The sequence below is a fragment of the Nocardia sp. BMG111209 genome (assembly GCF_000381925.1).
Classification (GTDB): domain Bacteria; phylum Actinomycetota; class Actinomycetes; order Mycobacteriales; family Mycobacteriaceae; genus Nocardia.
This window is the reverse complement of the sequence record NZ_KB907307.1, coordinates 2,277,230-2,299,765: the sequence shown is the minus strand read 5'-3', so window position 1 is coordinate 2,299,765 and position 22,536 is coordinate 2,277,230. Positions and strand designations below refer to the sequence as shown.

Genomic DNA, 22,536 nt, shown 5'->3' with positions numbered 1-22,536 from the left:
GCTAGCCCGCACTCCCGGTGGACAGCAGACGCGCCCAGCCGGCGACCGGAACCGTGGCACCGCTCCCGGGTACCAGCACGGGCACCTTCGGCGAGTCCTCGCAGAACCCCTCGTGGCACTCGTCGACGGCGAGCGTGGCATGGCGAATCCCGTTGCCGCTCATGACGATCAGTGCACCGAGCAGGGCTGCGACGACGAGGCGGGCGATGGTCGTGGACATGGTCCTCCTCCCTCCGCCGGGGATTTCCCGGCCTCGAGGGCGGTGTGACCCGTTACCGGCACGCTCAATCACAAGACCGATCGGTTCGTGTCATCTCGGGAGTCCGGTACCGGCGACGTTCCTGGAACCGGTTACTGTTTATCGGATTTCTTAGACAGGTTCGGGTTAGGGTGGTCGACATGGGTGCGTGGGTGTTGCGTGCGACGGCGTTCGGTGTGCTGGTGGTGGTGCTGCGGGCCCTGCTGGGTTTCGCCATGATCTACTGGCCGACCGAGGGCTCCTGGCTGCGCATCCTGTGCCTGGCGGTCATCATCGTCGCCGTCGCGGCCTGGGGCCTGGCCGACGGCCGCAGCGACCGCCAGGCGAATCCCGACCCCGACCGAGGCGGCGCCGACCTCACCGTGCGCTGGCTGAAGGCGGGCATCGCCGGCGGCCTGGGCAGCGGCCTGGTGTCCTGGCTGCTCGACCTGGTGCCGAAACTCGACCTCGGCGGCAACAGCCTCGTCTTCGAACTCACCGCGGGCGCATCCTTCATCGTCCTGCTGATCTTCGTCCCCGCCATGGCGGGCGTCGCCCTCGGCCGCTTCCTGGCCGGCCGCGAACACCGCAGCGGCGCCGCGGTGACCGCCTGACGGTCCGGGCTGGAGCGGCTGCCTGATCGCTGAGTCGGACCGGCTGTCCGTGGGCCATGTCGGAGCGTCCGTCCGACTGGGTACGTTGGGTCGGCTGTCTGATCGCTCAGTACCAGGTGGGTGAGGCATCCGGTCGCGCTCGATGCGGTCGAGTGAAGCGGCTCGGGTGGTGTCCTGCGCTGGCTGGTGACTCGTTCGAAGGGCCGGGTAGCTCGAGGAACCTCGATGCAGGCCGTCTTTACCCCATGCCGAAATCCTCGATGACCAGCCCGTCTGTGGTGGTCCTCGAGGACTGGCGGGCCTGGGCCGGCCGTCGGCGCGCGCCTACAGGAGGATTGCGCCGCCCTCGGGGCCGGCGTCGCGGCCCATGGTGGCGTAGGCGGCGGCGAGGAGGCTCGGGTCCGGGCCTTCGAGGCGGCCCGGTTTGGCGAGGCCGTCGAGTACGACGAAGCGCAGGACGCCGGCGCGGGTCTTCTTGTCGGTTTGCATGGTGTCGAGCAACTGGGGCAGCGCGTCGGCGTCGTAGCTGACGGGCAGGCCGACGCTGGTGAGGATGCTGCGGTGCCGGTCGGCGGTGGCATCGTCGAGACGTCCGGCCAGCCGGCCCAGTTCCGCGGCGAACACCAGGCCCACGGAGACGGCGGCGCCGTGCCGCCACCGGTAGCGCTCGCGGCGCTCGACCGCGTGGCCCAGGGTGTGGCCGTAGTTCAGGATCTCGCGCAGGCTGGATTCCTTGAGGTCCGCGGCCACGACGTCGGCCTTCACCTGGATCGACCGGCGGATCAGTTCCGGCAGTACGTCACCGGAGGGATCGAGCGCCGCCTGCGGGTCGCGCTCGATCAGGTCCAGGATCACCGGATCGGCGATGAAACCGGTCTTGATGATCTCGGCCATACCGGCGACGATCTCGTTGCGCGGCACCGTCTCCAGCGTCGCCAGGTCGACCAGCACCGCCGACGGCTCGTGGAAGCAGCCGACCAGGTTCTTACCCGCGTCGGTGTTGATACCGGTCTTGCCGCCGACGGCCGCGTCGACCATCGCCAGCAGGGTGGTGGGGATGTGCACCACCTTCACGCCGCGCATCCAGGTGGCGGCGACGAAACCGGTCAGGTCGGTGGCCGCGCCGCCGCCGAGGCTCACCACGACATCCTGCCGGGTCAGCCCGATCCGGCCGAGCACCTCCCAGCAGTATCCGGCGACGGGCAGTTCCTTACCGGCCTCGGCGTCCGGAATCTCGATCCGGTGCGCATCGATTCCCTTGTCCGCCAACGCCTGTCGCACGACCTCGGCCGTCTCGGTGAGCGGCGGCTGATGGAAGATCGCGACCGTGCGCACCCCGCGGTGGCCGGTCACCTGGTCGACCAGATCGCCCAGCAGCGCGCGCCCGATGATCACCGGGTACGGCTGCGCGGTGCGGACCTCGATACGGGTCGGCTCACTCATGGGTGTGCGGCTCCGATTCTGCTAGGGCTGATGGGGAATTGGTCCGGCCGCCGTGCGGCTCATGCGATTCATCCTGCCGGACAACCTGATTCGACGTGACGCCGCCCGGCTCCGGCGTCGACGCGGAGGTCGGCGGCCCGGAAGGCCGCCGTGCGGTGCGGCGCTGCGAGCGCCGCGCACTATTTCCGGAGTCGGCCCGGCCCTCGGCGTCCCCGGCATCGGCAACCTGCTGCGACCCGGATCCGTGTGCCAACGCGGACAGCACGGCCGCAGGCGCCAGACGGCGACTCCGGCTCCGTCGAGACCGGGCATTACCGTCCCGATGAGCGCTCACCGTACTGTCACCGGAGCCGGACGCGTCGGCACTGCCCGGATCCGCCTGTCGCTCGCTCGTCGTCCCGGCTGCAGCGCTGTGCCGCTGAGAGCGGGTCTTGCGACCACCCGCACCACCGTCCTGGGATGTGGCGCCGTTGTCGGTGTCCACCCGTCGGCCAGTCTGCTCGCCGGTGGTGTTGCCCCGCTGGGGAGTACGAGTCCTGTTGCCGGAGACAGCGTTCGCGGATGTGACGTCGTCCGTGGACCGCCCGGCCGTGACTGCGGACGCTCTGCCGCGCCGGGAGGACTGCCTCCCCGCGCGCGAACCGGCGTTTCCGGAGTTCGCGGCGCCGTCGGCATCGACTCCGGACCGTGCCGCGTCGACCGGATCGTCCGGTACCGGATTGTGAGAATGCTCGCCCGAGTTGCTGTTTCGCGATTCGGGCGAGAGTCTGCCGGCTACCGCATCGCCCGACTCGGAAGAACTGCTCCGCCGTCGGCGCCGAGGGCGCCGCCTACGCTGCTGCGCAGGTGCCGAGCCGCTGCCGTAGCGCTCATCGTCGCCGTCATCCGATCCGGATATCCGACCGGAGTGGGTTGCGTCACCTGCCTGGGCAGCGCGGCCGGTGTCGGTCGATCGCGATGTGGCAGGGCCGCTTTCGGTGGTCCCGCCGAGCCCGCGGGTGGCATGGCTGTATTCGGCGGTGCCGCCGGCCGCGGATGTGGCACTGCCGGTTTCCGCGGCACTGCCGAATCCCGATGAAGTACGGTCTGCTTCCGGGGCACTGCCGAGCCCCGAGGTGGCGCGGTCCGTTTCCGTGGTACCGCCGAGTCCGGATGTGGCACGTCCTGCTTCCGCGGTATTGCCGAGCCTCGATGTGGCGCTGCCGGTTTCGGAGGCCCGTGGTGCGGTATCGCCCGATCCGGTCGTCCCGTCGGCTCGGCGGTCGGTGTCTCCGAATTCGGTTGTGGCCGATGGAGTTTCGCCGGAGTCGGTCGGCTCGATCCCGGTGGGTGTGGCGGCGCCACGGCGTGAGCGGCGGCCGCCGCGGCGGCGGCGTTTGGTGGCCGGGGTGCCGGGGCCGGGGGTCTCGGTGGAGGAAACGGTGGGGGTGGTCGAGTCCGTGGCGCGGGAGCGCCGGCGTGGGCGGGTGCGGGGGGTGCGGGCGGTTTCGGGGTCCGGTTCTTCGGTGGTGGATACCGGTTCCAGGTCGAGTTTCGCCATGATGTGGCGCACCACGCGGCCGGGGCTGCGGCCGTCGGTGCGGACGCGCACCGAGGCCACCTCGCGGTACAAGGGGCGGCGGTGGCGCATCAGGGTGCGGTACTTCTCGCCCGGGTCGTCGCCTGCCAGCAGGGGGCGATTGTTGTTCGCGCCGGTGCGGCGCAGGCCCTCGGCGATGCTGATCTCCAGGTACACGACGGTACGGCCGCGCAACAGGTCGCGGGTGGCATCCGACAGGACGGCGCCGCCGCCGAGCGAGACGACGCCGCGTTCGGCGAGGATCGCACGCCGGACCACCCGTTCCTCGATGCGCCGGAATTCGGGCTCACCGTCGACGGCGAAGATGTCCGGGATGGTCCGTCCGGTCTCGGCCTCGATCCCGGCATCGGTATCGAACAGGTCGACCCCGAGTTCCTTGGCCAGCTTGCGGCCGATCGTCGACTTGCCCGCTCCGGGCGGCCCGACCAGAACCACGCACGGACGGCGCGGGTCGGTCTGCACGATCAACTACGCCTCCTGCACGACCGGGCCCGCGAAATGCGGGCGGGCAGCGATCCGCTTCAGGTAGCCGTCGATGTTGCCGATGGTCTCCGGCAGCGAATCCCCGCCGAATTTCTCCAGCACCGCTTGCGCGACGACCAGCGCGACCATCGCCTCGGCGACGACACCGGCGGCCGGTACCGCGCACACGTCGGAGCGCTGATGGATCGCGACGGCCTCGTCGCCGGTGGCCATGTCGACCGTCGCGAGCGCGCGCGGCACGGTCGAGATGGGCTTCATGGCGGCCCGCACCCGCAGCGCCTCGCCGTTGGTCATACCGCCCTCCAGGCCGCCGGCCCGGTTGGTGGACCGCAGTACGCCGTCGGGTCCGGGCCGCATCTCGTCGTGGGCCTGGCTGCCGCGGCGGCGGGCGGTCTCGAAACCGTCGCCCACCTCGACACCCTTGATCGCCTGGATGCCCATCAGCGCCGCGGCCAGCCGCGAGTCGAGACGGTTCTCACCACTGGTGAACGAGCCCAGTCCGATCGGCAGGCCGGAGACGACCACCTCGACCACGCCGCCGAGGGTGTCGCCGTCCTTCTTGGCGGCCTCGATCTCGGCGATCATCGCCGCCTCGGCCTCCTTGTCGAAGGCCCGCACCGGCGACTCGTCGATCGCGGCCAGATCGTCGGCGGCGGGCACCAGCCCGGCGGTGGCCGCGGCGGTGCCGATCGACACCACGTGCGAGATCACCTCGACACCGAGCGCCTGCCGCAGGAACTGCCGCGCGACCGTGCCGACGGCGACCCGGGCCGCGGTCTCGCGCGCGCTGGCCCGCTCGAGCACCGGGCGAGCGTCGTCGAAGCCGTACTTGAGCATGCCGGCGAAGTCGGCGTGACCGGGCCGCGGCCGGGTCAGCGGGGCATTGCGCGCCTGCTCGGCCAGCTCCGCGGGATCGACCGGATCGGCGGACATCACCTGAGTCCACTTCGGCCACTCGCTGTTACCGATCTGGATGGCGACCGGACCGCCCATCGTGCGGCCGTGGCGGACGCCGCCCAGAATGGTGACCTGGTCGGCCTCGAACTTCATCCGCGCGCCACGGCCGTAGCCGAGACGGCGACGCGCCAGTTGCGCGGCGACATCGGCGGAGGTCACCTCGACCCCGGCGGCCATTCCTTCGAGGATGGCGACGAGGGCGGGACCATGGGATTCTCCAGCAGTAATCCAGCGCAACACGGGTCCATCTTTCCATGTCAACACGGGTGACCCGACACATGGCCCGGCATGATGCGCGCCGCGGCCCGCGCTCCGGCCGCGCACAACGCCATGACCACCGTGGATGCGCACAACGCCGGGACCCAGCCCTCCGCCCGGCGCGCGTCTCACGACGCCCATCCGAGGGCGGCCAGGGTGCACGCACACATGGCCGGACCGTGCGGAATCGCCCGCGCGCCGCCCGGTCTCGCGACGCCGGCCGCCGCGGTGAGGACCGGCGCGGCCAGCGCCGACCAGACCCAGACCGCGGCGCCGCCCAGCGCGGCGGCGGCGCCGAGCCCGACGGCCAGCTTCACGTCGCCGGCACCGAACGCGGCCGGAACCGCCAGGTGCACAACGAGATACGGACCGGCCAGCAGCAGCGCGCCGAGCAGTGCGGGCAGCAGGCGACCGGTGACGCCCGCGTAGCCCAGGACCGCGACCGCGCCCGCGGCGGTCAGCGGGTTGGGCAGGCGCCGGGTACGCAGGTCGGTGACGGTGAGCAGGGCGCACCACGCGATCAGCAGCACGGGAGCGAGGACGGCGGTCACGGATTCGGCGGACATGGATCCAGCCTGACCGCCCGGACCACGGAACAGGGGGTGCGATCGGAAAATGTGGACAACTTCGCCGATGTGAACAGCCGATCGCTATCAATTGTTCGTGACATGACGGCGGTAGCGTGGAGTTCATGTGTGCCGACCAGGGCGCCTGGCGCCCCAATTATGCCGTTCGCCGGGCCGCGTTGCGTGATCTGCTGGTGGAAGCGGGGGTGGATGCCCTGCTGGTGACCGATCTGATCAACATCCGGTATCTGACCGGATTCACCGGATCCAACGCGGCGCTGCTGGTCCACTCCTGGGACGGCATCGAGGAACGCACGATGATCTGCACCGACGGCCGCTACGCCACCCAGGTCGGTGAACAGGTTCCCGATCTGCGCGCCGAGATCGCCCGCGCCTGCGCCCGCCGCCTCGTCGAGCTGGCGGGGGAGTGGCAGGTCGGCCGGATCGGCTTCGAGAGTCACGTCGTGACCGTGGACCAGCATCGCGCGCTGCTGGAACAGGCCGGCGGCCTGCAACTCGTGCCGATGCCGGGCCTGGTGGAGCAGCTGCGGATGGTCAAGGATCCGTACGAGGTGTCGCAGTTGCGCGCGGCCTGCGCCGCCGCCGACGCCGGGCTCGCGGCCCTGCTCGGGCGCGGCGGGCTGCGCCCGGGACGCACCGAGCGGCAGGTGGCCCGTGAACTGGAATGGCTGATGTTCGAGCACGGCTCGGAGGCCGTGTCGTTCGAGACGATCGTCGCGACCGGCGCCAACTCCGCCGTCCCGCATCATCGGCCCACCGACGCCGTGCTGGCCACCGGCGATTTCGTGAAGTTCGACTTCGGCGCGGTGGTGGGCGGCTACCACTCGGACATGACCCGCACCTTCGTGCTCGGCGCGGCCGACGACTGGCAGCGGGACGTGTACACGCTGGTGTACGAGGCGCAGCGGGCGGGCCGGGAATCGCTGCGCCCGGGTGTCTCGTGTGCGGAGGTGGACGCGGCCGCGCGCTCGGTGATCGAGGGCGCGGGCCACGGCGATCTGTTCGTGCACGGCCTCGGTCACGGGGTCGGTTTGCAGATCCACGAAGCGCCGGGGATCGCCCGAGCCGGCACGGGTACACTCCTCGGAGGCGTGGCGGTCACCGTCGAGCCAGGTGTGTATTTCCCCGGCCGTGGCGGTGTCCGGATCGAGGATACGCTCGTGGTTCGCGAGGGGGGACCCGAGCTGCTCACGCTCACCAGCAAAGAATTGACCGTCGTCGATTGACGCCGGTTGCTACGAACAGGAGACCTGAGGACAGTGGCGGACACCAGTGACTTCAAGAACGGCATCGTGCTGCGCATCGATAATCAGCTTCAGCAGATTATCGAGTTCCAGCACGTCAAGCCGGGTAAGGGTCCTGCGTTCGTGCGGACGAAGCTGAAGAACGTCCTCTCCGGCAAGGTGGTCGACAAGACCTTCAACGCGGGTGTGAAGGTGGAGATCGCCACCGTCGACCGCCGCGACATGACCTACCTGTACCACGACGGGTCGGACTACATCTTCATGGACGGCGACACGTTCGACCAGATCAGCATCGCGGAGCCGATCATCGGCAAGGCCGCCGGCTTCCTGCTGGAGAACATGCAGGTCCAGGTCGCGACCAACGAGGGCGCGGTGCTGTACGTGGAGCTCCCGGTCACCGTGGAGCTGCTGGTCGCGCACACCGAGCCGGGCCTGCAGGGCGATCGTTCCAGCGCGGGCACCAAGCCGGCCACCCTGGAGACGGGTGCCGAGGTGCAGGTGCCGCTGTTCATCAACGAAGGCGACAAGTTGAAGATCGACTCGCGCGACGGCAGCTACCTCGGCCGCGTCAACGCCTGATCCGGTGGCCGACCATCCCGGGGGCGACAGGAAGTCCCCGCACAAGAAGCTAGGCGCCCGGCACAAGGCCCGGCGTCGCGCGGTGGACCTGTTGTTCGAGGCCGAGGCCCGGGATGTCGATCCCGCCGATCTGATCGACGATCGGGTGCAACTGTCGGCCAAGGACGACAGCGTCGCGCCCGTGAATCCGTACACCCGCACCCTGGTCGAGGGCGTCGCCGACGACCTCGACCGGGTGGACGGCGCCATCGAGTCGTATCTGCAGGACTGGACGCTGCCGCGGCTGCCCGCCGTCGACCGCGCCATCCTGCGGGTGGCGGTGTGGGAACTGTTCCACGCCGCCGACGTACCGCCGGTGGTCGCCGTCGACGAGGCGGTGGAATTGGCCAAGGAGTTGTCCACGGACGATTCCCCCGGCTTCGTCAACGGCGTGCTCGGCCGGGTCGTGGAGGTGGCGCCGCAGGTGCGCGCCGCCGCGGCCGCCACTCGCGCGGTTCCGCGCCCGGACGGTGAGGTGTAGATGTACAAATATCTGGTGCTCGCACTGCGCACGCCCGACTGGACCGATGAGGTCGCCGAGCCGCACCGGGACTGGCTCGACGAGGTGCGCGCCTCCGGAAATCTGGACTGCACCGGCCGTTTCACCGACGGCACCGGTGGCGCCTACGTGATCCTCGCCGACAATCTCGACGCCGCACGCGAATTGGTCGCCACCGACCCGATCCACACCTCGGGCGCCTCCGAACTCGTGGTCTTCGAATGGGAGATCACCGGCTGAGCTGCCGGCGGCGATCCGCGCGGCGGAAAACCTTATCCGGCAGCGTTTTCCGGACGCAGGATGATGGTGCCGGCCGTGGCCCGCTGCTCGATCAGCCGATGCGCCGCCGCGGCCTGCGCCAGCGGGAGTACGTCCGCCAGCATGGGCCGCAGTGCGCCGGTCGCGGCGAGTTCGAGGGTACGCGCGCGGGCCGCCGCGACCCGGCCCAGCCAGGCGGGCCCGGCGCAGCCGGTGTAGGTGAGCCCGGCGGCCATCAGATCCGCGGCCGACACCTCGGCCGGGCTCCCGGACAGGTGCCCGTAGCCGAGCATGCGGCCGCCGGCGGGTGTGAGCACGGCGAGCAGCCGGTTGGCGGTCGACCCGCCGATGGCATCGAAGACGACATCGATCGTGTTCTCGCCCAGCGCTTCCCGCAGCCGCTGCGGCCAGTCGGGATCGGTGTGGTCGAGGACCTCGTCCGCGCCGAGTTCGCGCGCGCGGTCACCCTTGCGCGCACCGCCGGCCGTGGCGATGACGCGCGCGGCGCCGAACCGCTTCGCCAGCTGGGTGAGACTGCCGCCGACCCCGGCCGCGGCCGCCTGCACCAGCACGGTCTCGGTGCCGCTCAACCTCGCCGTCTCCAGCAGCGGCAGCGCGACCGAACCACCCATCAGTACCGCGGCCGCGGTATCGGTGTCGAGCCCGTCCGGGATGACGGTCGCGAATTCCGCGGGGACACACACCTTTTCGGCATAGCCTCCGAGTCCCGCGGTGGCCGCGACGACCCGCGCGCCGCGCAGCGCGGGATCGGCGCCCGGCCCGATTTCGGTGACGACGCCCGCGGCCTGGAATCCGAACACCACGGGCGTCGGCACCGGAAAGGGGAAAGCCCCGGAGCGCAACAGGGTTTCGGGATACAACACCGGGATCGCCACGGTATCGATCAGGATTTCGCCGGGGCCGGGACGAGGATCGTCGACCTCCCGGGCGACGAGCACCTCGGGTGCGCCGGTTTCGAGCATGACGACTGCCTGCATGACATCTCCATAAATGGACTAGCGGTCAACTTGTGCGGCCCTACGATATGGACCGACGGTCAACATTGTCAAGGAGTGTGGTGACATGGTCGGAGAGCGGCCGAAGGAACGCGCGGATGCCGCGCGCAACCGCCGCGCGATCCTGGACGCGACCGCGGCGCTGCTGGCCGAACACGGCGCGGCCGCGGTGACGATGGATCGGGTCGCCGCGGTGGCGGGTGTCGGGAAGGGCACCATCTTCCACCGTTTCGGCAGCCGTGCCGGATTGTTGCTGGAACTGCTCGGCGACCATGTCCACGCGCTGCGCGACGCGGTCGTGCAGGGACCGCCGCCGCTGGGTCCCGGCGCACCGGCAGGCGACCGGCTGGTGGCCTTCTTCGCGGCGTTCACCGACGTCGTGACCGACAACGCCGAACTCATGCTGGCCTATCAGGCGATGCCGCCGCACGAGGATGCCGAGGAGTTGCACGTCTTCTGGAACGAGCATGTCACCGCTCTGCTGCGGGAGGTGCGCCCGGATCTGGACGCGCAGATGGTCGGGATGCTCCTGATGGCGCCGCTGGGCGGCGAACTGCTGCCACAGCTGGCCCGTTCCGGCGCGAAGGACCGAGCGCGGGCGGCCATGGTGCAACTCGTGGAGTCGGTGGTACGCGGGTAACAGTGCTCACAGTCGGCCCGGCGGATGCGGGAATCCGGAATGCTGGGCGATAACGTCGTTCTTATGACTGAGAATCGGACCGAGGCATTGCCCAGCGCGGAACACCACGAGGGTGGTTTCCGGCCGATGCCGGGACCGGATCACAGCGAACCGATCGAGGACCTGCGCGGCGGTCCCTGGTTCGGCGAGTACATCGCGCAGGTGCGCGGGCTGATGGACCGGGTCCGGTTGTCCTGCCCCTCGGACGAGCAGGCCCTGGAGGCGATCGCCCGCCTGAAGGAACTCAACGATCTGCTGGACGCCACGGTGGTCGACGAGTGGTCGCTGCCCGGCTGGGTGCGCCGCGACCTCCCGGCGAACGGCAACATCACGCTGCCGCCGTTCTTCATCGATCACGCCGACAACGACAACGTGCAGGCCCGCCTGACCTTCGACACGTTCCACCTCGGTGGCAACGCCGCCGCGCACGGCGGCCACATCGCCCTCGCCTTCGACACCCTGCTCGGCACGATCGCCTCGCTGCACGGTGAATCACCTACGCGCACAGCGTCTCTCACCGTCGACTACCGCTCGATCACGCCGCTGAACCGGGAACTGTCCGCCCGCGCCTGGACCGAACGCCGCGAGGGCCGCAAGATCTTCGTGCGCGGCACCATCCACGACGGCGACCGCCTCTGCGCCGAGGCGCACGGCCTGTTCCTCACCCTCGAGCCCGGCCAGCAGTAACCGCCGGTCAGCGGATCCAGATCAGGGCGGCGGTCGCCGCGGCGGTGGCGAGTACCGCGAGCATCGCGCCGCTGAGCAGGAACCGGCTCATCGGGACCCGCACCCCGTGGCTGCGGCAGAACTCGAGACACAGCAGGGTCGCCAGCGACGCCCACGGGGTCAGCACCGAACCGACATTCGTGCCGATCAGCAGTGCCAGCAACTGCGTGTGATTCGCCGCCGGGATCACCGCCTCGCCCGCGGTGTAGGCGGGGAGGTTGTTGGCGATGTTGGACAGGCCGGCGCCGGCGGCCGCCGCCCGGTAGGCGCCCGCGGTACCCGGGTCGGTGCCGATCAGATCGTGCATCAGGTGTGACAGGCCGAACCGCCCGAGGGTCGGCACCACCAGGAACAGGCCGATCACGAATACCAGCAGCCGCCACGGGATCAGCGACCAGCGCAGCGCCGAACGGTCCAGACATGCGAACGCCACGACCGCGATGATCGCCGCGACACCGGCCGCGAGGCCGATGCGGTCGCCGACGATCGGGATCGCCGCGATGAACAGTACGCAGGCGGCGGCCGTCAGATACAGCAGCGCGCGCTCCCGGCGGCCCGAGGGGCGCACGGGTTCCGGCGGCAGATACCGGTCCACGCCGCGCCGGCCCCGCCGCCAGTACCACCCCCACAGGCACAACATGGTGACCGCGATCGACGCCAGCTGCGGCAGCCACATCGTGGTCGCGAACCCGCGGCCGTCGAGCCCGACCCGGCCGGCGGCGAGCAGATTGGTCAGATTCGATACGGGCAGTAGCAAACTCGCGGTATTCGCCAGCCACAGCGTCGTCATCGCCAGCGGCAGCGGCGGGATGCGGGCCGGCACCGCCAGCGCCAGCATCACCGGGGTGAGCAGGACCGCGGTGGTGTCGAGATTCAGGACCGTGGTGGTCGTGGCCGCGAACAGCACGCACAACAGGAACAGCGCCACGTAGTTGCCGCGTCCGATGATCGCGAGCCGATGCGCGATCACATCGAAAACCCTTGCCTGCCTGGCCAATTCGGCCAGCACGATCACACTGCCGAGGAACAGCAGCAGCGGCCCGATCCGCCGCATGTTCGCCACCGCGTCCGCCCGCGGCAGCAGTCCCGTCACGACGCACAGCACACCCGCGACGAGCAGCCCCAGCCGGATCCCGTCCAGCAACCCGATGCGCCGGCGCGGCCGCGGTTCGGCAGGGGATCGGACGGAGTCGAGCTGCTCGGGCACACCGTCATCTTCGCAAGCCCGGCCGGTACGAGTCGTTCGCGGGGTGTTCGCCGGAACTCACATCCGGGTGGGCGGCTGTTCGACCCAGCCCGCGACCACGACCAGACCGGTCGGCCGGTGCACCGCGAGGAAGGCGAACGGCCGGTCGAAGGTGACGGCGATCTCGACGGTGCGGCGCGGCGGGAACAGCGCCGCGGCGACCGCGAACGCGACCGCGGTGACCGCGGCGGCCTCGAATCCCTCACGGGTGAACCGGGCCAGCGCATCCTGTCGCGCCGAATCGACCGCCAGCGGGGTGGCCGACACCGCCGGGAAGTGGCCGCGGGTCGAATCGGTGGCGGCCCGGAGGCCGAACAGGTCCGGATCGGCGAGCAGATCGTGCGAGGAGCGGATCTCGAAGGGCGGCAACTGGATTCGCAGCGAATCCGACATCGCGCGGGTGGCCTCGACGGTCAGCCCCGGCCCGAGCGTGCCGACCGGCAGCTCGCCGCGCACCTCGACCGTGCCGTCGAGCGCGCCGAAACCGGTGGCCAGGACCTCGCCGGGGGAGCCGTCGCCGAGCAGCAGATGCACATCGAGATCGCCGTGGCCGCGCACCACCACGCGCGTGACCGGATCGGACCCGCCGAGCAGCGCCGCGTCGCCGAGTTGCTTCGAATAGCGGGACAGGCCGGGCCCGCGATGCCCCCGCCACGGGCCCGAAACCGGTTCCAGCACATCGTCGTGGAACGGATCGGCCCAGGCGGTGCGGGCGACCACGGCGGTCGCGAGCAGCATCGCGGTCTCGGCGGTGAGGTCCAGCGGGAAACGGGGGATGAGACCCGCGGTGTGCCGCGCGGCCCAGGCGTCCAGGGCCGGCTGATCGGTGAGCGGCTCGACCGTGCCCGCCGGCAGCGTGCCCGACCAGTCCGGATTCAGCTCGATGTCGCGCCGCACCCACAACCCGAGCGCTCCGGCCACCGATTCGGCCGCGGACAGCGATTCGAGCAGACGCAGCGCCCCCGCGTGCGCCTCGGCCCCGGACAGGCCGACCGCGGCGGTGAGCTCGGCGCGGGCCGGTTCGTCGGCGGCGCCGGCCAGCACGCCGAGCAGTGGCCACACGCCGCAGCCCGACAGGACGAAATCGCCGCGACCGGCGGCGGCACACCACCGGGCGGTCAGATCGTTGGCGGCCGACACATGTGACAGCAGGCTGGTCTGCACCCGACCAGCCTAACCGCGCGTACCGACACCGACGAGCACGCGCGGCGGCGGTCCGGGCCCCCGCCGCCGGGTGTACGGGAGGCGGCGGGGGCAGCCGCGCGGGCGGTACCGGACCGTTGCCGATCCTCGTACCTCGAGCGCACTCGAGGTCAAGCGGCGCCGCATCGGCAGCGGTCGAGCCGCACCGCGCACTGCGATAAGGTGAGAGCAATTCGAGCAATTACTCTCACCGTCGAGCTGCCGAGGAGGATGCGGTGCCCGGTACCGTGCGATTGCGGGAACTGCAGGAGGGCGACTGCACGCCCGATCAGGCCTGGGAGCTGTTCGACAGCCTGCCGTCGGTACCCGTCGACCGTATCGTCGGTGACCGGTGGCGCGGCAGCGAACTGGACACGTGCCATCCCTGGGCCGGGGTGCTCGTCGAATCCGGTTGGTACGGAAAGCAATTCGACGACGCCGACCACGTGCAGCCCCTGCTGTTCGCGGGCCCGGACAAGGTGGTGTTCCCGGTCGATCCGCGCCGCGCCCCGCTCGGACTCGCGGGCCGCGTCCCATCGGCGGCCCTGCGCCTGACCCGGGCGGCGCTGCCGCTGCTGCGGCCGGTCCTGCGCGCCCGTGCGTCCCGGGCCCGTCTGCGCGATCTCGAATTCCGCGGAAAGGTCAGTGCCGCAATGGTGTACGACCATCTCCCGATCATCGACATGTTCCGCTGGGTCGACGACGACACGCTGCTCGGCGTGATGGACCTGCGCGGCCTGCGGGAACCGTACTTCTTCATCCTGCGCCGCGATCACGATCGGTGATCGACGCACGCTGTTTTCCGGCGGTCCGGCGCTAGCATCGAGGCGACAACCGCCGGATCCGCAGGGAGGCCGTCGAATGGAACGCACGACATGTCTCGTGGCGGGCGGCGGCCCGGCGGGCGTGGTGCTCGGACTGCTGCTGGCCCGCGCCGGCGTCGAGGTCACCGTCCTGGAGAAACACGCCGATTTCCTCCGGGACTTCCGCGGCGACACCGTCCATCCGACCACCCTCGACCTGCTCGACGAGCTGGGCCTGGGTGCGGAATTCGCGAAATTGCCCGCACGGCGCATGACCGATATCCAGCTGCCGATCCGCGGCCGCATGGTCCGCATCGCCACCCTCGGCCACCTGCCCGGCCGGCACAAATACATCGCGATGGTCCCGCAGTGGGATCTGCTGAACCTGCTGACCCGCGCCGCGGCCGAGGAGCCGACGTTCCGGCTGCGGATGAACACCGAGGCCACCGGCCTGATCCGCGCGGGTGAGCGGATCACCGGCGTGCGGTACCACACGAAGGACGGCGCCACCGGCGAGATCCACGCCGATCTGACCGTGGCCTGCGACGGCCGCACCTCGGTGCTGCGCGCCGCCGCCGGACTCGACCCGAAACAGTGGACCACCCCGATGGACGTGTGGTGGTTCCGCTTCCCCCGCAACGACACCGACCCCGCGGGCGCGGTGTGGATGGTCACCGCGAACCGCTTCGCCCTGCTGCTGGACCGCGGCGACTACTGGCAGTGCGCCACCGTCATCCGCAAGGGCGCCGACGCGGTCCTGCGGACGGCCCCGATCGCCGACGTCATGCGCACCATGATCGCGATCGTGCCCTGGCTGGCCGATCGGGCCGACGCCGTCCGCAGCTGGGACGACGTCAAACTGCTCGACGTGAAGCTCGACCGGCTGCACCGCTGGTACGCCGACGGCCTGTTGTGCCTCGGTGATGCCGCGCACGCCATGTCGCCGATCGGCGGCGTCGGCATCAACCTGGCCGTCCAGGATGCCGTGGCCGCGGCTCGCATCCTTGCTCCGAAACTGTTGTCGCACACCGTCTCCGAGGCCGACCTCGCCCGCGTACAGCGCCGGCGGATCGTGCCGACGATGGTGACCCAGGACATGCAGCGCCTGGTCCACCGCTTCGGTATCGAGCCGAGCCTGTCCGGCGCGCTGGACGTCTCCACCTTCGATCGGATCCCGTTGCCGCTGCGCATCTTCCGCAGCCTCCCGGTGATCCGCACCCTGCCCGCGTACCTGGTCGCGCGCGGCATCCGCCCCGAGCACGCACCGGATTTCGCCCGCCGCCCGGCCGAATGATCCACTGCGACAGAGCTGTTCGCCGAGTCTCAGGCCCCCGGCGCGGTGAAGGCGTCGAGATGGTCGGCGACCCATTCCGCGTAGCTGCGGGGTGAGCGGCCCAGAACCTCGCGCACATCGTCGGTGAGCGTCGCGTTGCGGCCCGAGCGGATGAACGCGCCGCCCTGCTGCGCACCGTCGATGTAGTCGTCCGGCATCCCGGCCGCGGACATCCGGGCCCGGATCTCGGCCTCGGACAGATCGACCACCTCCACCGGACGGCCCAGCGCCGCGCCGAGGATCGCCGCTTGATCGTATTCGGACAGTGCCGCGGGGCCGGTGAGGGTGTAGGTCCGCCCGGCGTGTGCATCCGAGACCAGCGCGCGCACCGCCACCGCCGCGACGTCCTGCGGATCGATCACGCCCTGGGCACCTCGCCCGGTGCGGCTCGGGACCGGTTTGCCGTGGCGGATGTCGTCGGCCCAGGCCAGCGAGTTGGTGGCGAATGCGCTGGGGCGCAACACGGTCCAGGCCAGCCCGCTGTCCTGCAGGGCCAGTTCACCGGTCCGATGCCAGGTGCCGATCCAGCCCAGTTCGGGATCGCCGGTGCCGATCGCCGAGAGTTTGACCGCCCGGCGTACCCCGGCCGCCTGCGCGGCCGCCACCAGCGCGGTATCCGCGTCGGTGTGCGGGCCGAACACCCCGACCAGGAACGCCGCCTCCGCCCCGGCCATCGCGGCCGACAGCGCGTCCGGATCGGCGTAATCGCCGCCGACCACCTCGACACCGTCCGGCACCGTCGCCGCCGCCGGATTCCGGGTCAGCGCTCGCACTCGTTCGCCGCTTTCCGCCAACTGCCGGACCAGTTCACTACCGATGGTGCCCGTCGCACCCGTCACCAGAATCATGTGACCACAGTGCAGTGCGATCGACCTGCGGCGATAGGAAAAACCGGCACGCCGGTCCGGGTGCGACGGTGGCTACAGTGGATGCGGTGACCACTCGTCTGCTCGGCCCGACCCGCACGGCCGAAGTCCACGAACGGCCGGTCGGTATTCCGACGGCGCTGCGCCCCTGGTTCGCGGCGGCCGGGCGTATCCCGGGCCGGGCGACGCTGCCCGATTCGTTCACCCATGCCCCGAGCGTGGCGACGACGGTGGTGCTGCGCCGGCAGGCCGCGGATCACCGCGATCTCATGGTGATCGGCCCGCGCACGCGCGCGAGTTACTACGCCGCGAAGGCCCCCGCGTCCTGCCTGCGGCTGCGGATCGCACCCGGCGCGGTGCGCTCGTTGCTCGGCGTGGCCGCCGATGAGCTGACCGACCACGTCGCGCCGCTGGCCGAATTCACCGGCCCGCTGGCCGGATTCACCGAACAGCTGCTGCACACCGAACCCGCCGCGGTGCTGTCGCTGCTGGAACAGCAACTGCCACAGCACATGCCGGACGATCCGGCCGCGCGTGCGCATCGTGCCGTACTCGCGGCGGCCACCGCCGCACTGGCCGCCGATCGCGCCGGTGTCTCGGAGGTGGCGGCCCGGCTGTCGGTGAGCGAGCGCCAGCTGCGCAAACTGTTCACGACGGGAATCGGCTTGTCGCCCAAGCATTTCGCCCGTATCGCCCGGGTCCGCCGGTTACTGAGCGATCCGGACGCCGGACCGCTGGCGCATCTCGCCGCCGACGAGGGCTATTACGACCAGTCGCACATGACCGCGGACTTCCGCGCGCTCATGGGGGTGCCGCCGTCCTGGTTCTTCGAGGGCCGCCTCCCCGCGCCGGTGCCCTGCGAGGATCGGGTGCGCGGCTGACGGTTCAGCGCCGCCCGGCGGTGCGGGCGATGTCCCGGAGCATGCGCCGGACGATCATCCGGTGCGCGCCGGAGCGGATGACCAGCATCCGGTACCCGAGGCCGTACAGGCCCGGGAATGCCGCCGCGGAGCGCGCGGTGAGGATCGTGCCGGCCGGATCGGCCGCGAGGTGGAAGCTCAGCCGGTAGCGGGAGAACCGATGCCTGCCCGCGAGGGTGAGGTGGTCGTCCGGCGCGGACTCGGTCACCGCGAAACCGGGGACGGTGGCGCCGAGTTCGGGCAGGGTGCCACCGGCCGAACGGGGTTCGGTGCCGATCACCGTTGCGAAATACGGGTTCACGCCGGGCCCGGTGCGGGCGATCCAGTCCGACAGCGCGGCCCACACGACCGGGACGGGAACCGGTACCGTGATCCGGTGTTCATCGATGAACGGTAGTTCGGTGGCGGTCAGGTCGGCCTACTTCGTGTCGAGGATGGCGCGGAAACGTTCCTCGGCCAGCTCCAGCTGGTCGCGAATGTGCTGTTTGACATGTTCGGTCAGCGGAGTGTCGGGGCGGTTCACCAGATCGCGGTAGATGGGGGTCATCGGCCGGTACTTGGTGGCCAGATGACGCATCGCGGGCTCGGTGGCGTAGAGGATGCCGACCCCGTTGTCGGTGAAGTCGGACAGCTTCACGACCCGCGCCCACGGATCGCGATCGAGGCTGGTGGCGATGTGCTCACGGTACTGGACGTGCTTGTCGCCGGCGGGGTCGGGCTCGGGGACGGTGACCGAGGCGATCAGTCCCGCGACCCGTGGCCCGAACCGCTCGCCGACCTCGGCCAGCGCCGCGCCGGTGCCGGAACCGCCACGGGCGCCGGCCAATTCGGGCGTATGGTCCTCCACCGAATCGTGCAGCAGCCCGGCCACCGCCACATCGGTATCGTGCACCTCGTAGTGGCTGACGATGCGAATCGCCACGCGGAGCAGATGATTCACGTACGGCTCGCGACCGTAACGGTCGTCGCGGTGCAGGTCGGCGGCCAGCTCGAGCGCGGCCTCGACCCGGTCCGGCCGCGGCAACTTCTCCTTCTCGATGTCGAGCCGTTGCCGCAGGCCTTCTTCGCCGTGCACGTCACTGATGGCGTGCAACGGCATCACGGCCAGAATTCCCGCCCCCGGAGTGTTCATGGCGCCAATGTACCAGTCCGATATGACATTTCCGTGGGCCGTCGGCGGCGCCGCCGGATACGCGTTTCCGCTGTTCCGGTGCCTGCGGAAAGGCCGGCGCACCCGCACGCGCGGCGGCGGCGGATCGACAGGACCCGGCGTCGCACGGCATCCTGAGGGCGATGGAGTATCGCAGTGTGCTGTGGCAGCCCCGGCCCGCGCCGATCGGGGAGACGGTAGTCTCCGATCGGGTGCGGGCCGATCTGCACCTGGACCGGATCATCGCGGCGGTGGCCGGCGACCTCGACCCGTATCGGCTCACCGAATGGCTGCGCCGGCCGTTGTGCGATCTCGACGCGGTCCGGTATCGCCAGGAGGTGTTCACCGATCTGGCCGCGCCGCAGGCCTGTCGGGTGTTCGACGAGTTCGCCGTGGCGCTGTGGCGGATGCGCGATCTGACCGCGCTGTCGACCGGGCATCGCCATCCGCGGCAGCGGGCCCGCCGGTTGCTCGACGCCGCGGCGGAGTACGTATCGGCGGTGACCCGGCTGCACGACGAGCTGACCGGACTGCCGCTCACCTCCCGCGCGCTCACCGGCTGGCGCGCCTACGTCGCGGAATTGACCGCGGGCGCCGCGTTCACCCGGCTCGCCACGGACGTACGGGCCGCCGAAAGCGCGTTGCGCGAGGTGCGTTTCGCAGTCCGGATCCTGGACCGCACCGTCGAGGTCGGAACATACGGCGGTGAGCCGGATTACGCGGACACCATCGCGAACCTGTTCCGCCGCTTCGGATCCGGCGAGCCCGCGCCGAGATCCGCGCCGGATCGCTCGGAGCCGGATCCGTTCGAGATGCAGATGCTGGACCGGGTGGCGGAGCTGTTCCCCGCGCCGTTCCGGCTGCTCGACCGGTTCGCGCGCGAGCACGCGGAGTTCGCCGATCCGGGTGTCGCCGTCTTCGATCGCGAAATCCATTTCTATCTGCGGTATCTCGCCGTGGCCGAGCGCGTGACCGGCGACGGCCGCGCGCTGACCCTGCCCGAGGTGACCGCGGAATTCGACCGCCCCACCGCCACCGCGGCTTTCGACATGACACTCGCCCTGAAACACGTGGCCGAGCGGAAACCGCTGGTGTGCAACGACGTCCGGCTCGACGACACCGAGCGCATCCTGGTGGTCACCGGACCGAACTCCGGTGGCAAGACCACTTTCGCTCGCACCGTGGGCCAATTGGTCTACCTGGCGGCCCTGGGTTGCCCGGTACCGGCGGCGCACGCGCGACTGCCGCTACCGGACCGGATCTGCACCCATTTCGAACGTGCCGACGCCGCCGACGACCGGACCGGCCGGTTGCTGCGCGAACTCACCGCGGTCCGCGACACACTCGCCGTCGCCACCTCCCGCAGCGTGATCCTGCTGAACGAGAGTTTCGCGTCGACCACCACCGCCGACGGCCTGCGCATCGGCGGCGAGGTGCTCGACCGGATCGCCGCGCTGGGGGCGATCACGGTCTTCGTCACCTTCTTCGAGGGGCTGGCCACCGGTCCGGCCCGGGTCGGCCTGGTCGCGGCGGTGGCGTCCGGCGATCCGGCGCGCCGCACCTACCGGCTGCACCGGCGCCCCGCCGACAGCCGGGCGCACGCGGCGACGCTCGCGGACCGATACGGCCTCACCTACGAGGCGGTCACCGCGCGGATCGCCGGATGAGACCGCACCTCCGATACCCGCCCGGCGCCCCCGTCGCGTCCGCGACCCTCGGCGAGACCGTGGCCGCCGACCTGGGCTTGGACGCCGTCTGCGCCGCGATGGCCGGTGGCGACGCGGTGCTGCTGGCCGCCGCCCGGTCCGGCCTGACCGCGCTCGCCGCCGACGCCGCGACCGTCCGGTACCGCCAGGAGGTGTTCGCCGACTGCTGCGCACACCCGGACCGGATCCGCGCGATGTACGAGATCGCCTGCGCGGCAACGGAAGTGCGGCGCTGGACGATCGGCCGCGGCAGCCGTCCGGGCGGCAAACTGCTGCTGGCGCTCCAGCCGATCACCGAGCTGATGACCCTGCTGCACCGCCTGCGCGCCGAATGCGACCGTGGCGCAGCGGTTTTCCGCTCGGCCGGACTGACCGAACTGTGCGCGCAGGTGCGCGCCACCCTCCCGGACGAGTACTTCGACGAGGTCGGCACGCACCTCGCCGCCCTGGATTTCGAGCACGGCACGCACCTCAGCGTCGCCCTCGGACCGGGTAACAAGCCGGTGGATCCGATTCTGCACGCCCCGCCCCGATCCCGCCCGCGCGGGCTGCGCCGCCGGAGCGGGGCCTTCGAGGCGATCGATGATTTCGAGGCCGGGGCCACCGCGCTGACCCGTTTCCGGAGCCGGGCGCTGGCGGAGGTCGCCGACGTGGTCAGCCGCGCCGCGGACGGTATCGGCGACTTCTTCCTCCGATTGCGCACCGAACTGGCCTTCTACCTCGGCGCGCACACCCTGCGGCAGCGTCTGGAACAGGCCGGGGTGCCGGTGTGCGTACCGGCCGTGCTCCCGGCGCGGTCACCCGGTCTGCACTGCGTCGGCCTGCGCGATATCGGCCTGTGCCTGGCGGGGGAGCTGGTGGCCGGGGTCGACGTGGCGGCCGCCGATCGCACGCTGCTCGTCGTGACCGGGGCCAACAACGGCGGCAAGACCACCTTCCTGCGCAGCGCCGGTATCGCTCAGATCATGTTGCAGGCGGGCCTGTTCGTGGCCGCCGACGAATTCGCCGCACCCGTCCGCTCCGGCGTGTTCACCCATTTCGCGCCGGAGGAGGACCGGACGCTGACCCGCGGCCGGTTGGCCGAGGAACTGGCGGCGATGAGCGGCGTCGTCGACCGGATCGGCGCCGGTGGATTGCTGCTGTGCAACGAGTCGTTCGCCTCCACCGGCGAACACGACGCCGCGCGGCTGGCCGGGCCGTTGTTCGCGGCCCTGGTGGATTCCGGGGTGACGGTCGTCGTCGTCACACATCTCCACGAATTCGCCGCCGCCCGTAGCGCCGAGGCCCGGCCGGCGGATCTGTTCCTGCGCGCCGGACGCGCCGACGACGGCACCCGCACCTATCGGATGACGCCGGGCGCACCCCGCCCGGAGGCGCACGGCGCCGACCTGTTCCGGCAGGTGTTCAGCGCACCCCGCGAGGCCGGAACTGGATACTGATCCGCGGCCCGACCGACCGCCGGGTCTTCGGCACCGCATGCTCCCACGTCCGCTGGCACGACCCACCCATCACCAGCAGATCACCGTGGCCGAGCTGGTACCGGACCGCCGCGCCCCCACCGCGCGGCCGCAACGCCAGCCCCCGCGGCGCGCCGACGGATACGATCGCGACCATCGTGTCGTACCGGGCGCCGCGCCCGGTCGTGTCACCGTGCCACGCGACGCTGTCGTTGCCGTCGCGATACCAGCACAACCCGACCGTGCGGAACGGCTCGCCGAGTTCCGCGGCGTAATACGTGCTCAGCGCCACCCGCGCCGCGTCGAGCGCCGGATCCGGTAACGGCTCGTCCTCGTCGTAGAACCGTTGCAGCCGTGGCACATCCACCACCCGGTCGTACATCGGCCGCCGGTCGGCCCGCCACGGCACCCGCGCGACCAGCCGTTCGAACAGCGCATCCGACCCGGTGAGCCAGGCCGGCAACACATCGACCCACGCCCCCGAACCCAGGTGTGTGCGCCGCACCCCGGTCAGCGCCCGGGGCGCGGCCTCCCCGCTCGCGTCCTCGTCGGGACAGTCGAACAGCGATCCCTGGAGTGTGGTCGGCATGCGACCCAATGTACCCATGATCGAACGTATGTTCCAGTAGCAACTACGCAGTTTCCGGTGCGGGATCCACGGTCCGGGTCGCCGG

At 70.9% G+C, this 22,536-nt stretch carries 23 protein-coding genes and 1 pseudogene; 12 read left to right on the top strand and 12 right to left on the bottom strand.

Annotation, left to right across the window (positions count from 1 at the left end):
* Position 1: 1 nt before the first annotated feature.
* A complete protein-coding gene (locus G361_RS0110600) occupies positions 2-220 on the bottom strand; it encodes a hypothetical protein (protein ID WP_019927058.1) in 219 nt (72 codons plus the stop codon).
* Positions 221-399: 179 nt separating this feature from the next.
* Between G361_RS0110600 and G361_RS0110595 the strand changes: the two genes are divergently transcribed.
* Entirely contained in the window at positions 400-852 is a 453-nt protein-coding gene (locus G361_RS0110595; protein WP_036494889.1) for a B-4DMT family transporter, read from the top strand.
* Positions 853-1,176: 324 nt separating this feature from the next.
* Here G361_RS0110595 and aroB read toward each other — a convergent pair whose 3' ends face one another.
* From aroB to G361_RS0110575, 4 genes and pseudogenes are all read right to left on the bottom strand, one after another.
* A complete protein-coding gene (gene aroB, locus G361_RS0110590) occupies positions 1,177-2,295 on the bottom strand; it encodes a 3-dehydroquinate synthase (protein WP_019927056.1) in 1,119 nt (372 codons plus the stop codon).
* 1,528 nt (positions 2,296-3,823) lie between these two features.
* Positions 3,824-4,336, bottom strand: a pseudogene (locus tag G361_RS50855) (shikimate kinase); the annotation flags it as partial.
* A 6-nt stretch (positions 4,337-4,342) separates the two neighbouring features.
* Positions 4,343-5,554 (bottom strand): chorismate synthase, encoded by a 1,212-nt coding sequence (gene aroC, locus G361_RS0110580; protein WP_036494099.1) that lies wholly within the window; start codon positions 5,552-5,554, stop codon positions 4,343-4,345.
* A 146-nt stretch (positions 5,555-5,700) separates the two neighbouring features.
* A complete protein-coding gene (locus tag G361_RS0110575; protein ID WP_019927053.1) occupies positions 5,701-6,138 on the bottom strand; it encodes an A24 family peptidase in 438 nt (145 codons plus the stop codon).
* A gap of 125 nt (positions 6,139-6,263) precedes the next feature.
* On the opposite strand from G361_RS0110575, the gene G361_RS0110570 reads away from it, so the two are divergent.
* Genes G361_RS0110570 through G361_RS0110555 form a run of 4 tightly spaced genes read left to right on the top strand, consistent with a single transcriptional unit; the run spans position 6,264 to position 8,760 of the window.
* Positions 6,264-7,385 carry a Xaa-Pro peptidase family protein gene (locus tag G361_RS0110570; RefSeq protein WP_026342898.1) on the top strand — a complete coding sequence of 374 codons (1,122 nt, stop codon included), beginning with the start codon at positions 6,264-6,266 and terminating at the stop codon, positions 7,383-7,385.
* A 33-nt stretch (positions 7,386-7,418) separates the two neighbouring features.
* Positions 7,419-7,982, top strand: coding sequence for an elongation factor P (gene efp / locus G361_RS0110565; RefSeq protein ID WP_019927051.1), 564 nt, complete (start codon positions 7,419-7,421; stop codon positions 7,980-7,982).
* 4 nt (positions 7,983-7,986) lie between these two features.
* Entirely contained in the window at positions 7,987-8,502 is a 516-nt protein-coding gene (nusB, locus tag G361_RS0110560; RefSeq protein ID WP_026342897.1) for a transcription antitermination factor NusB, read from the top strand.
* Complete coding sequence (locus G361_RS0110555) at positions 8,503-8,760, top strand: YciI family protein (protein ID WP_019927049.1); 258 nt, start codon at positions 8,503-8,505, stop codon at positions 8,758-8,760.
* 32 nt (positions 8,761-8,792) lie between these two features.
* On the opposite strand, the gene G361_RS0110550 is transcribed toward G361_RS0110555, so the two are convergent.
* A complete protein-coding gene (locus G361_RS0110550; RefSeq protein WP_019927048.1) occupies positions 8,793-9,776 on the bottom strand; it encodes a zinc-binding dehydrogenase in 984 nt (327 codons plus the stop codon).
* A gap of 85 nt (positions 9,777-9,861) precedes the next feature.
* Between G361_RS0110550 and G361_RS0110545 the strand changes: the two genes are divergently transcribed.
* Together G361_RS0110545 and G361_RS0110540 are read left to right on the top strand one after the other, a co-directional pair.
* Positions 9,862-10,434 carry a TetR/AcrR family transcriptional regulator gene (locus G361_RS0110545; protein WP_019927047.1) on the top strand — a complete coding sequence of 191 codons (573 nt, stop codon included), beginning with the start codon at positions 9,862-9,864 and terminating at the stop codon, positions 10,432-10,434.
* Positions 10,435-10,497: 63 nt separating this feature from the next.
* On the top strand, positions 10,498-11,160 hold the full coding sequence (locus tag G361_RS0110540) for a PaaI family thioesterase (RefSeq protein WP_019927046.1): 663 nt from the start codon (positions 10,498-10,500) through the stop codon (positions 11,158-11,160).
* 7 nt (positions 11,161-11,167) lie between these two features.
* Here the strand turns inward: G361_RS0110540 and G361_RS0110535 are convergent, their stop codons facing one another.
* Together G361_RS0110535 and G361_RS0110530 are read right to left on the bottom strand one after the other, a co-directional pair.
* Positions 11,168-12,406 (bottom strand): SLC13 family permease, encoded by a 1,239-nt coding sequence (locus G361_RS0110535; RefSeq protein ID WP_019927045.1) that lies wholly within the window; start codon positions 12,404-12,406, stop codon positions 11,168-11,170.
* Between the two features lie 57 nt (positions 12,407-12,463).
* Positions 12,464-13,609 carry a serpin family protein gene (locus G361_RS0110530; protein ID WP_019927044.1) on the bottom strand — a complete coding sequence of 382 codons (1,146 nt, stop codon included), beginning with the start codon at positions 13,607-13,609 and terminating at the stop codon, positions 12,464-12,466.
* Positions 13,610-13,863: 254 nt separating this feature from the next.
* Here G361_RS0110530 and G361_RS0110525 point away from each other — a divergent pair, with 254 nt between their 5' ends.
* Together G361_RS0110525 and G361_RS0110520 are read left to right on the top strand one after the other, a co-directional pair.
* Entirely contained in the window at positions 13,864-14,412 is a 549-nt protein-coding gene (locus G361_RS0110525) for a DUF4334 domain-containing protein (protein WP_019927043.1), read from the top strand.
* 76 nt (positions 14,413-14,488) lie between these two features.
* Complete coding sequence (locus G361_RS0110520; protein ID WP_026342895.1) at positions 14,489-15,724, top strand: FAD-dependent oxidoreductase; 1,236 nt, start codon at positions 14,489-14,491, stop codon at positions 15,722-15,724.
* 29 nt (positions 15,725-15,753) lie between these two features.
* Here the strand turns inward: G361_RS0110520 and G361_RS0110515 are convergent, their stop codons facing one another.
* Positions 15,754-16,611 carry an NAD(P)H-binding protein gene (locus tag G361_RS0110515; RefSeq protein ID WP_019927041.1) on the bottom strand — a complete coding sequence of 286 codons (858 nt, stop codon included), beginning with the start codon at positions 16,609-16,611 and terminating at the stop codon, positions 15,754-15,756.
* Between the two features lie 86 nt (positions 16,612-16,697).
* Between G361_RS0110515 and G361_RS43125 the strand changes: the two genes are divergently transcribed.
* Positions 16,698-17,510, top strand: coding sequence for a helix-turn-helix domain-containing protein (locus G361_RS43125; RefSeq protein WP_155981398.1), 813 nt, complete (start codon positions 16,698-16,700; stop codon positions 17,508-17,510).
* 4 nt (positions 17,511-17,514) lie between these two features.
* Here the strand turns inward: G361_RS43125 and G361_RS0110505 are convergent, their stop codons facing one another.
* Together G361_RS0110505 and G361_RS0110500 are read right to left on the bottom strand one after the other, a co-directional pair.
* On the bottom strand, positions 17,515-17,895 hold the full coding sequence (locus tag G361_RS0110505) for a hypothetical protein (RefSeq protein ID WP_019927039.1): 381 nt from the start codon (positions 17,893-17,895) through the stop codon (positions 17,515-17,517).
* A 72-nt stretch (positions 17,896-17,967) separates the two neighbouring features.
* On the bottom strand, positions 17,968-18,681 hold the full coding sequence (locus G361_RS0110500) for an HD domain-containing protein (protein WP_019927038.1): 714 nt from the start codon (positions 18,679-18,681) through the stop codon (positions 17,968-17,970).
* 161 nt (positions 18,682-18,842) lie between these two features.
* On the opposite strand from G361_RS0110500, the gene G361_RS43120 reads away from it, so the two are divergent.
* On the top strand, positions 18,843-20,366 hold the full coding sequence (locus G361_RS43120) for a MutS-related protein (RefSeq protein WP_019927037.1): 1,524 nt from the start codon (positions 18,843-18,845) through the stop codon (positions 20,364-20,366).
* Complete coding sequence (locus G361_RS0110490; protein WP_019927036.1) at positions 20,363-21,844, top strand: MutS-related protein; 1,482 nt, start codon at positions 20,363-20,365, stop codon at positions 21,842-21,844. The genes G361_RS43120 and G361_RS0110490 overlap by 4 nt, the downstream gene beginning before the upstream one ends.
* Here the strand turns inward: G361_RS0110490 and G361_RS0110485 are convergent.
* Positions 21,810-22,451, bottom strand: coding sequence for an alpha-ketoglutarate-dependent dioxygenase AlkB (locus tag G361_RS0110485; RefSeq protein ID WP_019927035.1), 642 nt, complete (start codon positions 22,449-22,451; stop codon positions 21,810-21,812). The two genes, G361_RS0110490 and G361_RS0110485, sit on opposite strands and share 35 nt — an antisense overlap.
* Positions 22,452-22,536 lie beyond the last annotated feature (85 nt).